Origin of the sequence: Lentzea rhizosphaerae (assembly GCF_042649515.1) — a bacterium.
GTDB classification, from domain to species: Bacteria; Actinomycetota; Actinomycetes; order Mycobacteriales; family Pseudonocardiaceae; genus Lentzea; species Lentzea aerocolonigenes.
Genome location: NZ_JBHRZI010000010.1, coordinates 78227 through 88340, shown reverse-complemented (window position 1 = coordinate 88340; position 10114 = coordinate 78227). Strand labels below are relative to the sequence as shown.

At 70.9% G+C, this 10114-nt stretch carries 9 protein-coding genes; 8 read left to right on the top strand and 1 reads right to left on the bottom strand.

Annotation, left to right across the window (positions count from 1 at the left end):
• Positions 1 to 496: 496 nt before the first annotated feature.
• Positions 497 to 1537 (bottom strand): hypothetical protein, encoded by a 1041-nt coding sequence (locus tag ACFOWZ_RS06835; RefSeq protein ID WP_382370278.1) that lies wholly within the window; start codon positions 1535 to 1537, stop codon positions 497 to 499.
• A gap of 459 nt (positions 1538 to 1996) precedes the next feature.
• Here ACFOWZ_RS06835 and ACFOWZ_RS06830 point away from each other — a divergent pair, with 459 nt between their 5' ends.
• From ACFOWZ_RS06830 to ACFOWZ_RS06795, 8 genes are read left to right on the top strand one after another with little or no spacing between them, the layout of a single operon-like run.
• Positions 1997 to 3394, top strand: coding sequence for a preATP grasp domain-containing protein (locus ACFOWZ_RS06830; protein WP_382370276.1), 1398 nt, complete (start codon positions 1997 to 1999; stop codon positions 3392 to 3394).
• Positions 3391 to 4707 carry a type III PLP-dependent enzyme gene (locus ACFOWZ_RS06825; protein WP_382370274.1) on the top strand — a complete coding sequence of 439 codons (1317 nt, stop codon included), beginning with the start codon at positions 3391 to 3393 and terminating at the stop codon, positions 4705 to 4707. The genes ACFOWZ_RS06830 and ACFOWZ_RS06825 overlap by 4 nt, the downstream gene beginning before the upstream one ends.
• The gene (locus tag ACFOWZ_RS06820; RefSeq protein WP_382370272.1) at positions 4704 to 4976 is read left to right on the top strand and encodes an acyl carrier protein; all 273 of its coding nucleotides are present in this window, start codon (positions 4704 to 4706) and stop codon (positions 4974 to 4976) included. Before ACFOWZ_RS06825 ends, ACFOWZ_RS06820 begins: the two co-directional genes overlap by 4 nt.
• A gap of 2 nt (positions 4977 to 4978) precedes the next feature.
• Positions 4979 to 6346, top strand: a complete 1368-nt coding sequence (locus tag ACFOWZ_RS06815) for an MATE family efflux transporter (protein ID WP_382370270.1) — start codon at positions 4979 to 4981, stop codon at positions 6344 to 6346.
• Complete coding sequence (locus ACFOWZ_RS06810) at positions 6343 to 7278, top strand: 3-oxoacyl-[acyl-carrier-protein] synthase III C-terminal domain-containing protein (RefSeq protein WP_382370268.1); 936 nt, start codon at positions 6343 to 6345, stop codon at positions 7276 to 7278. The genes ACFOWZ_RS06815 and ACFOWZ_RS06810 overlap by 4 nt, the downstream gene beginning before the upstream one ends.
• A gap of 53 nt (positions 7279 to 7331) precedes the next feature.
• Positions 7332 to 8237 carry a hypothetical protein gene (locus tag ACFOWZ_RS06805; RefSeq protein WP_382370266.1) on the top strand — a complete coding sequence of 302 codons (906 nt, stop codon included), beginning with the start codon at positions 7332 to 7334 and terminating at the stop codon, positions 8235 to 8237.
• Entirely contained in the window at positions 8234 to 8923 is a 690-nt protein-coding gene (locus tag ACFOWZ_RS06800; protein ID WP_382370264.1) for a hypothetical protein, read from the top strand. The genes ACFOWZ_RS06805 and ACFOWZ_RS06800 overlap by 4 nt, the downstream gene beginning before the upstream one ends.
• The gene (locus ACFOWZ_RS06795; RefSeq protein ID WP_382370262.1) at positions 8920 to 10110 is read left to right on the top strand and encodes an acyl-CoA dehydrogenase family protein; all 1191 of its coding nucleotides are present in this window, start codon (positions 8920 to 8922) and stop codon (positions 10108 to 10110) included. The genes ACFOWZ_RS06800 and ACFOWZ_RS06795 overlap by 4 nt, the downstream gene beginning before the upstream one ends.
• The last annotated feature ends 4 nt before the right edge of the window (positions 10111 to 10114 follow it).

Here is a 10114-nt window from a genome sequence, read left to right as displayed (position 1 = left end):
CGGAAACGCCGACGGCCCGCCTCGGCGGGCCGTCACGGGTCGCGAAGGAAGCCGGATTGGCGGTGAGTTGCCTGATCGAGCAGACATCCACCCAGTCGACAGATGAAGATCGCGTTTGCGACTGCTTCCGCTGCGTTCGTGGCCCATGGCTGTCGCCGCGTGCGGCGCCGATGCGACCGCAGTACTTGTGGCCAAGGTCAACTTGGGTTGTTCTGATCTTGTCGAGCCTGAACCGATCGCTGCCATCACTCAAGGGGGCTCTTCGAACTTGACCGGGCAGCGTGATCGCCGGTGGTCGTCTGCGCAGCTGGTTGGTTGTAGCTGGCGTGATCTGTAAACGGTTACGTCGGCAGTTTTCTACTACCAACTCGCGCTTCGGCGGCCGCCCACAAGTACGCGGCGTTACCCTGCGACTACGGTGCCCGGCCAAGTTTGAAGACCCCTCAGGGATTGACGGTGGGTTGTTCCTTCGCGGCTTGCGCGCGCACCTGCTCGCTCAGCTGACGCCGAGACCGCGTTGGCCCGATACCTCGCCCTGCGCGGCCCAGCGGTCGGCGACTGAGACCAGCCGATCGAGGTAGTTGAGCGGGTCGGGGTCGGCCAGCAGGCGGTCGGTGCGGGCCGGGCACGGGCAGCCGTCCCACGCCGTGGCCGGGGCCAGTGCGTCGGCCCTGGGGCGCAAGCGGAACGCCGACAGCGAATCGACCAGCACTGGGCGGCATCGCTCGCAGCTGTCCGGCCGGGACTGCACGACGTCGTCCAGTTCCGGGTTGTACCAGGAGATGTCGAGGTCGCCGTAGCCGTCCTGATCGGTGGCGTCGTCGGCGCACTCGGCGAGCAGCCGGACCAGCATCCACAGGGTCGGGGGGTCCCACAGTCCCTGGTCGTGGGCCCAGCCGAGCAGGGTGCCGGCCTTCGCGCTCAGCGGGAAGACCATCTGGGTGCGGTAGCCGGCCGCTCGCGCGCCGCGGACCCCGGCCAGCGTGTCCCGGTAGGCCTCCCCTGGGGACAGGCCCAGGCCGCCGAGGGTGATGTTGGCGATCGGGTCGAAGCCCAGGTCGAGCAGCGTGCTCGCGGTGTCCAGGTAGGCCTGCTGGCGGGTCGGCTTGAGGTGGCACAGGGAGCGCACCTGCGGATCCCACGACTCGACGCCGATCTGGCACACCAGCCGCGTGCCGGGGGCGAAGTGCTGGCGCAACTGGTCGAGCTTGTCGCGGTCGCAGACCTCGGGGCGGCTCTCGAACGCGAAGGTGGACGGTTTCCGCGCGGCCGCTGCGCGCAGCAGTCGGTCGCGCATCTCCGCGGGTACCTCCCGCTCGTCGAGCAGGCTCCCGGACGGCGACAGGTACAGGCAGGCGGCCTCGGGAACGGTGGCCAGTTTGCGCTCGACCGAGCGTGCTACGACTTCCGGGTCGATTTCCGGGCCGATGCCGTAGTTGCACATGCTGCACTGGCCGGCCCGGTCGTACGTGCAGCCTCGGGTGCGGAACCAGAACTGGTACATGTCGTACTCGGTCCGGGGGGCGCCGAAGGTCACCGGATAGGTGCGTAGGAACACGTTGTTGTACTCGGGGTAGAGCTTGCGTCCAGCGCGAATTGCCGTGTTCGCGCGAACCAGGGAATGCCGAAGGCCACGTTTTTCGGAATCATTCACAGAAATTGCTCCCGCGTCCGGTTGGTGGTTGTGCGCCGACCGCCCGGATACGAGGAATCGCCTTTGAGAATCCGCGGCCGGCGAGGATGCCGCTTCGAGCGAGTTTCCCGGGCAAGCCTCGAACCAATTGACTCGGTTCTTCTCGGGCCATGTTACGCAGCGCTGGTGAGATCACTCCTGGTCGTGCGGGGCGCACATTCGGGCGATGGTCCGGCGCGTCCGGCGGCCATACCCGATCAGCCGGGTCGGAAGTGCGCGCTTCCCGTCATTACCCCGGATCGCACTGGGTGCCTACGTTCGTCGATGTCATCCGGCAGCTTGAGCGCAGACGGGACGTGACACGTGGCGGAGACACCACCCGATTTCCTCGGACGAATTCGGTCCGCGCTCGGTGCGCCGGGGCCACTGGTGCTGCTCGGCAACTTCGAGGTCGAGGACCAGTGGGCCCGGGAACAGCCGGGCCTCCCGCGGTTCTCCTCGGCCGGCAGCCGAGCCGTGGTGAACCGGATGGACGAGTTCGCGTTGCTGCTCGGCGACGCGGGCGACACCGTGGTCCTCAAGGCGGCCCCGGATCCGGACTACCTGGCCTACCTGCACGAGCTCGAGCTCCCGGTGCCGCGGGTGCTGGCCTGCGGCACGCAGGACGCCCAGCAGACCGTCACCGAGGACGTGCTGGCCGATCCCGGGCTGGTCGACGAGCTGCGCCTGCTCGCCGCCGGTGGCGCCCGGCTGTGGCCGCACGGCGTCTCCGCGGTGGAGGAGAAGCTGGCCGAGGCCACCGGCCTGCCCTTGTGCACACCGGACGCCCGGCTGTGCATCCGGGTGAACAGCAAGATCTACAGTCGGCGCGTCGCCGACGAGCTCGGTCTGCGCCAGCCGTTGGGCTGGGCGTGTGACACGCTCGATGAGCTGGAGGAGGTCGCCGGCCCGGTCGCCGACCTGCTCGCCGCCGGCCGCCGGGTCGCGGTGAAGGACGCTCTCGGGGTGTCCGGGCGGGGCATCACCCTGGTGGAGAACGTCCACCGGTTCGAGCGGCTGTGCCGAATGATCCTGGCCCGCGAACGACGTGCCGGTTCCAGCCGGGCCGACGTCGTCGTCGAGGAGTGGGTGGCCAAGGAGACCGACCTCAACTACCAGGTGACGGTCGGTCGCGACGGCGCCGTGCACCTCGACTTCGTCAAAGAGGCGATCACCGAGGGCGGGATCCACAAGGGCCACCGCATCCCGGCCCGGTTGTCGGGCGCACAGGCCGCCGAGCTGGCCGAGGTCGCCGCCGCGGTCGGCGCGCGGCTGCACCGCGACGGGTACTTCGGCGTGGCCGGGATCGACGCCATGATCGATCCCGACGGCCGGCTCTACCCGCTGGTGGAGATCAACGCACGGAACAACATGTCCACCTACCAGGTGGGCATTCAGGAACGGCTGATCGAGCCGGACGCGATCGCGTTGGCCCGGCACTACCCGTTGCGGCTGCACCAGCCGGTGCCCTTCCACCGGCTGCGGTCGGTGCTGGGCGATCTGCAGTTCGAGCGCCGGACCGGCACAGGCTTCCTGGTGAACAACTTCGCCACCCTGAACGCAGCTGCCCCGTCACCCGGCGACGAGCACGACGAGGGGGCTCACCCGACGTTCGACGGCCGGCTCTACGGCCTGGTCATCGGCCGGTCGGCCGACGAGGTCGCCGAACTGGACCGGCGGGTGGGCGAGCGCGTCACCGAGTTGGTCGGAGGTGCGGCATGAGCGACACCATCGGTGGTCTGGCCGTTGCCGATCTGGCCCGCGAGTTCGGCACGCCGCTGTTCGTCTACGACGCCGACGTGCTGCGCGAGCGCTATCGGCAACTGCGCGAGGTGCTGCACCCCGACGTGGGGATCCTGTTCTCCCTCAAGGCGAACCCGAACGTGTCGATCTGCGCGGTCCTGCGGTCGGTCGGGGCCGGAGCCGAGGTCTCCTCGCTGGCCGAGCTGATGATCGCCGGCCGGGCCGGGGTCGCCCCGGAGGACACCATCTTCCTGGGGCCGGGCAAGTCCGTCGACGAGATCGACGCCTGCCTCGCCGCCGGAGTGCACGCCATCGTCTGCGAGTCGTGGGGCGAGCTGGCCGAGATCGACGCGCTCGCGGCCCGGCGCAACACCGTCGCCCCGGTCGTGTTGCGGATCAACCCGTCCTTCACCGTCAAGGGTTCGCGGCTCACGATGAGCGGCAAGCCACGCCAGTTCGGCATCGACGAGGAACAGGTGCTGGACGCCGGGGCGCGGGTGGCCGGGTTGCGCAACGTCCGGCTGACCGGCGTGCACGTCTACATGGGAACCCGCATCCTGGCCGAGGAGGTGGTCGCCGAGAACACCACCCGCATCCTCGACCTGGCCGAACGAGTCGCCGAACGGCTGGACTTCGAGCTGGAGACGGTGGACGTGGGCGGCGGCCTCGGCATCGCCTACTTCGACGGCGAACGCGACCTCGACCTGCGCCGGCTCGCAGACCTGGTCAACCCGGTGTTCGCGGACTTCAGGGCCCGGCACCCGCGGACCCGGCTGTTCACCGAGCTCGGCCGCTTCCTCACCGCCGAGTCGGGCACCTACGTGGTGCGGGTCCGCCAGGTCAAGGAGTCCATGGGCGAACGGTTCGCGGTGACCGACGGCGGGACCCACCACCACATGGCCGCGGTCGGCGTCGGTTCGTACGTCAAGCGAGACTTCCCGATCCGGCTGCTCGGCAGGGAGGCCACCGAACCGCCCGAGAACTGGCGGGTCACCGGCCTGTTGTGCACCCCGAACGACACTCTGAGCTCACACACCCCGCTGCCGCCGCTGCATCCCGGCGACCTGCTCGGGGTGCTGCGCTCGGGCGCCTACGGGCCCACCGCCTCACCGGTGCTGTTCCTCAGCCACGGCCATCCGGCCGAGGTGCTGGTCGACTCCGGCAGGCCTCACCTGATCAGGGATCGGGACCGGCCCGCCGACATCGTCGACCGCCAGCGCCTTCACGAGTGGGCGCCCGAGGTGCCCTCCGCCTCCATCCCTGAACTCTCTTCCGGAAAGGCACGGGCATGACGAACACCGAAGCCGCCCTGACGCAAGCGCACACCCGTGTGGTCGGCACGCTCTCGGAGCTGATTCGACGCGATGTCGGCGCGCTGAGCGCGGACAAGCGCATCGTCGACGACCTCGGTCTGGACTCGACGAACATCCTCGAGCTGCTGATGAAGCTGGAGGACGAGTTCGGGGTCGAGTTCGACCCGGACACGTTCGAGCCGCGTCACTTCGAGACGATCGGGACGCTCACCGAGTACGTGGCCGGCCAGGCCGAGGAGCAGGAGTAAAAATGGCCGACCGCAACGGTCTGGTTGCGGCCGACCGGGCCGGGACCCGACGCGCCATCGCCGGGCTGGCGCTGCCGATGACGATCGCCGACGTCGTGCTGTTCGTCGAGATCATCGGTGTGGTGGCGCTGCTCGGCCGGGTCAGCAACGAGGCGCTCTACATCCGGTCGTTGACCATGCCGATCCTGCTGTTGTTCGTCGCCATGAGCACGGCGTTCGCCATCACCTACCAGGTCATGGCGTCGATCAGCCGGGGCCGCGAACGACCGCAGGACCTGGTTCCGACCGCGGTGGCGCTGTTGCGGGTGTTCGTGGTCACCGGGGTCGTGTTGTGCGTGTTGCTCTACCTCGGTTCTCCAGCGCTGGGCGCTCTGCTCGACGTGCCGGCGGCCGAACGGGCCGAATTCGTCTGGTTCCTGCGCTGGACGTCGTTGGCCAGCCTGACCGTGGTGCTGCCGGCGTTGTGCTCTGCGGCGCTGCGCGGGTTCGGGCACGCCAGAGCGGCCGCGGTGGTCACCCTCACCAGCGCGGCGGTCGAGTTCACGCTCGTCGGCGTGCTCGGCTTCGGCGCCGGGCTGGGGCTGTCCAGCGTGCCGATCGCGACCGCGGTGGCGAGCGCGGCCGCGGCGGTGCCCGGGTTGTGGTTCATGCGTCGCCACCGGCTGTGGGGTCGTCTCACCGGAGTGCCGGTGCGCGGCGAGGTCATCGGCTTCCTGCGGGGCGTCGGAGTGCCGGTCGCCCTGTCCTACGTGCTGATTTCGCTGTTCAACGTGAGCATGCTCTGGGTGCTGACGCCCTTCGGTCCGGACACGATCTCGGGCTACGCCGCGGCGTCCACGCTCCAAGCGTTGATCATCATCCCGGGCATCCAGCTCGGCGGGGCAACCGCGATCGTGATCAATCAGCAGCGCGGCGCGGGCTCGGTGGACCGGGCGAGGGAAATCCTGCGCGCCGGGCTGGAGCTGGCCTTCGCCTTCTACGCGGTGGTGGCGGCGGTCATCTGGCTGCTGCGCGACGTGGTCGGGCGAATCTTCTCCGACGATCCGCGAGTGGTCGCCGCTGTCGGGCTCTACGTCGGCGTGGTCGCCCTGACCTACCTGGCACAGGGACCGGTGCTGGCCTCGCTGACCTTCCTGGAGCACGTCGGCAGCGGCACGCTCGCCGTGCTGCTCAACGTCATCTACTTCGCCGAGATCGTCGTCATCGGCGGGGTGCTGGCGCGGACCTTCGACGACCCGGCAGCGCTCTACGCGACCGCCGCCGTGGGGAACGTGGTCGGCCTGGTCGTCGTGGTGATCGCTGTTCGCAGGGTGCGCCGGATGCGCCCGGTGGCCGCGGTCGAAGGCGCGCTCCCCGGCGGTCCGCGATGACGTCGCTGGTGGCGGTGGCGAGCCACATCCCGAAGGCGACGGTGCCGGTGGCCGAGTTCCTGCGCGAGCACGGCATCCCCGAGCCACGGGTGCGGATGTACGAGCGGTTCTTCGGGTTCGACCGGATCCCGCTCGACCCCGCGGCCGGTCTGGCCGACCTGCTGGTCGCGGCGGCGAACGGACTGCCCGGCTTCGAGGCACTCCGGCCGCGGATCCGCTACGTGATCCAGGCGCGAACCATGCCGGTGGTCGCCCCGCACCCGGTCAACCCGCTCGCCGAGGCGTGCCGGCGGCTGGGACTGGAGGGAGCCACCGCGATCTGTCTCACCCAGCACGCCTGCGCCTCCGGGCTGCTGGCCGTCGAGGTGGCCGGCGAGCTGCTGGCCGCGGACCCCGATCCGCAGTCGCTGGCACTGCTGGTGGCAGGGGAGAAGGCGTTCACCACGGCGGGCAAGGTGTTGGCCGACACCGGTGTCATGGGCGAGGGCGCGGCCGCGGTCCTGGTCGCGGCCGGCGGTGATCGGGATCGGATGCTGTCCTACGCGACCCGCACCTGCGGGAAGTTCCACCGCGGCGCCTGGCTCGACGACGAACTGACCGCGGCGTTCCACGACGAGTACCCGGCACTGCTGGCCGAGGTGATCGACGCCGCGGTGCGCAGCGCCGGGCTCGACCTCGACGACATCGCGCTGATCCTGCCGCACAACGTCAACCGGATGTCGTGGCTGCGGGTGCTGCGGCTGCTCGGCGTGCGCGGCGCCGATCGGTTGTTCATGGAGAACCTGGCCGGCTGCGGGCACTGCTTCGGTGCCGACAGCTTCATCAACTACCGGACCGCGGTCGACGCCGGACGGCTGCTGCCCGGCGACCGCTACCTGATGACCTCGGTGGGGCTGGGGGCGACCTTCTCGGCCATGGTCCTCCAGCACTGAGCCCGGTTGCCGCCGCACCGACCCCGATCGAGCCCGCAGGAGGAGCCACCGGCATGTACATCACAGTTTCCCGACCGGCCGCCGACGGCCGGGCCGGGCCGGGGGAGCTGCGCCTGGCTGCGGTCACCCAGCGCGCCGGGATCGACCGACGCGAGTTCCGCCCGCACGACCACGACTACTTCCGCGACCTGTTCGGCACCTTCGGGCTGACGGCCGACCAGGAAGGGCTGGCGGCCGGGCGGGTGTCGTTCACCGACCTGGTCGCGGCCGTGCTGCCCGATCTGCTGGGCGGTGGCAACCGGTTCGACCTCGCCGTCATGGCCAGCACGGCGCCGGACGCCGAGCCCGGCTTCCCGATGTGCTTCCTCGACTCGGCCGTTCCGGATGCCGGACTGGTCTTCGGCATCGCCGACCTGGGCCTGGTCGGGGTGTTCACCGCGCTGTGGCTGGCCGAGAACCGCAGCCGGCTGGGCGCCCGCCGGATCCTGGTGTTCGCTCTGGACCAGGCCAGCGTGCTGCACACCGAACCGGTGCCGGCGCATCTGCGGGTCACCGAGGACGCGGTGACCGTGCTGACCCTGGACGTCGACGCAGCGCACCGGGTCGAGACGGCGCAACCGCAGCCCGTGCCGCGCGAGGAGGTAGCGGTCTGCTGGTCGGCGTTGCTGGCCGGGGAGCAACCCGGAGCGGTCACCGCGCTGGCCGGGCCCGGCTTGGTGGCCGTCTGCGGCGACCGGCTCCCGCCCGGCACCGTCGCGGTGCCCGCTGGACGCCCGGCCAGCGGCATCTGGTCCGTGCTCGCCGCCGAGTGGGATGGCTGGCGCCGCACGGGCCGACGGGTGCTGCTCGCCGACTACGACCCCGATCTGGGCCGGTTCGCGCACTGCGCGATCACCGTTGAGCCCGATCCCGCCGGTACGCACGTCGCCGACTCCGAGGAGCAGGAGAAACTGCCATGACCAGGACAGGCACGGCCCTTGGTGCGGCATGGCCGTCGATGCTCGCCGTCGCGCACACGAGCGGCTGGTCCGCCGCGCTGACCGCGCTGCACGCCGCCGCCGGTCCGGGGGTCGTGGTCCTCGGTCCGGCCGGTCACGCGCTGGTGCCGGACGAGGTGGCCGCGGACGCGGACCGGCTGCGCCAGGGCGAGTGGGAATGGGCCCCGGACGACACCGTCGAACACCTGAACACCGGCGTGCCCGGTCTGACCGCGTTGCGGGCCCGCCGGCCGGCGAACGCCGTCCGGGTGCCGGAAGCGCGGTCGTGGAACACCGCGCTGGCCGGGCTGCGCCTCGGCCTGTCCTATCGGCTGCTCGAGGGCGCGCTGCGCTACCTCGACCAGCGGCACACCGGCGACGTGGTTCTGCTGCAGCACAGCGTGGTGAAGAGCGCGGTCGCCGACGTCGTCATGGAGCAGTTGCAGGTGCGCTGCGCGCTCGAAGGCGCCGAGCCGGACGGACTCGACGCCGCGGCCGTCGCCGACCTGCACGCGCAGATCACCGCCATGGACCGGGCCGGGGTCCGGCTGCTCGGCGCACACGGCTACGTCGAGGGCGGTCCGGGCACCGCGGTGCACGTGTCCGAGTTGCTCGCCGACGCCTACCGAGCCGGGTCCGGATCGACACCAGGAGGGTTCGACGAATGACCGAGCTCGATCCGCGGCTTCGCCGACTGCAGGCTCAGGCCCGGGAATGGGCCGCAGAGATGCGCCCGTACGCCCTCGAGGTGGACGCCGACCCGGATGCGGTCACCCGAGTGGCGCACCTGCCGGCGCTGGCCAGGGTGGCCGCCCTGCAGATCCCGCCGGAGTTCAACCCGGAACCGTTGGTGCTCGGCGACCAGACCTACTACCTCATGAGCGCCTCCGAGCGGGTGGTGTTCTTCGAGGAAGGGGCCTGCGCCGACCTGGGCATGATGCTCGGATCGCCGGGCGGTCCGATGAGCGGCGTCGTGGTGGACGCGCTGGGCAGCCAAGAGCAGAAGGAGTGGTTCTTCGGTCGGCTGCTGGCCCGTCCGACCTGGACGTTCTTCGCCCTCTCCGAGCCCGAGCACGGCTCGGACGCGGTGAACATGGCGACCACGCTGACAGCGCCCTCCGATCCGGACGGCCCGGCCCGGCTCAACGGCGTCAAGCGCTACGTGGGCAACGCCGGCCGGGCCGAGTTCGGCGTCGTCTTCGCCCGGACCGGGCCCGGTCCGCTGGGGTTCGCGGCCGCGCTGGTCGACGCGTCCACCCCCGGATTCGCCACCACCCCGGTGCGGACCATCGGCGTACGCGGCGCCGGGCTCGGCGAGATCACCCTCAACGACGTCGAGCTGGCGCCCGATCGGGTGCTCGGCGCCCACCTGCGGCCCAGCCGGCGCGGGATGGCGGCCTGGCTGCGCACGTTCAACCTGCTGCGCCCCGCGGTGGCGGTCATGGGGGTCGGCGTCGCCCGCGCCGCCTACGAGTACGTGCTGGCCGAGCGCAGTTCGTTGCGGGCCACCGAACGGCTGCGCCTGGAGCGGATGGAGCGGGCCATCGCCACCACCCGCCGGATGCTGCGCGCCGCCGCCGCGGCGGTCGACCACGACCCGTCCGCCGGGCACTTCGCGTCGGCGGCGAAGGCCACCTCGGCCCGGCTGGCCGAACGCGTGACGCTGGCAGCCCTCGACTTCTTCGGCCCGGGGGCCCGGCTGGAACACCCGCTGCTAGACAAGCTGGTCCGCGACGCCGGTTCGGTGGAGTACATGGAGGGCACCAGCAACATCCAGCGGCTGGGCGTTTTCAGCGGCCTGCTGCGCGGCGCCTTCCCGCCGCTGCAAGCCACCCTTCTGCCGACCGAGAGCTGATCCG

Bases quoted from the DNA above. Each gene is read 5' to 3' on its own strand.
- ACFOWZ_RS06820 (WP_382370272.1), top strand. From the start codon at position 4,704: ATGACGAACACCGAAGCCGCCCTGACGCAAGCGCACACCCGTGTGGTC.
- ACFOWZ_RS06805 (WP_382370266.1), top strand. From the start codon at position 7,332: ATGTACATCACAGTTTCCCGACCGGCCGCCGACGGCCGGGCCGGGCCG.
- ACFOWZ_RS06800 (WP_382370264.1), top strand. From the start codon at position 8,234: ATGACCAGGACAGGCACGGCCCTTGGTGCGGCATGGCCGTCGATGCTC.
- ACFOWZ_RS06825 (WP_382370274.1), top strand. From the start codon at position 3,391: ATGAGCGACACCATCGGTGGTCTGGCCGTTGCCGATCTGGCCCGCGAG.
- ACFOWZ_RS06815 (WP_382370270.1), top strand. From the start codon at position 4,979: ATGGCCGACCGCAACGGTCTGGTTGCGGCCGACCGGGCCGGGACCCGA.
- ACFOWZ_RS06810 (WP_382370268.1), top strand. From the start codon at position 6,343: ATGACGTCGCTGGTGGCGGTGGCGAGCCACATCCCGAAGGCGACGGTG.
- ACFOWZ_RS06795 (WP_382370262.1), top strand. From the start codon at position 8,920: ATGACCGAGCTCGATCCGCGGCTTCGCCGACTGCAGGCTCAGGCCCGG.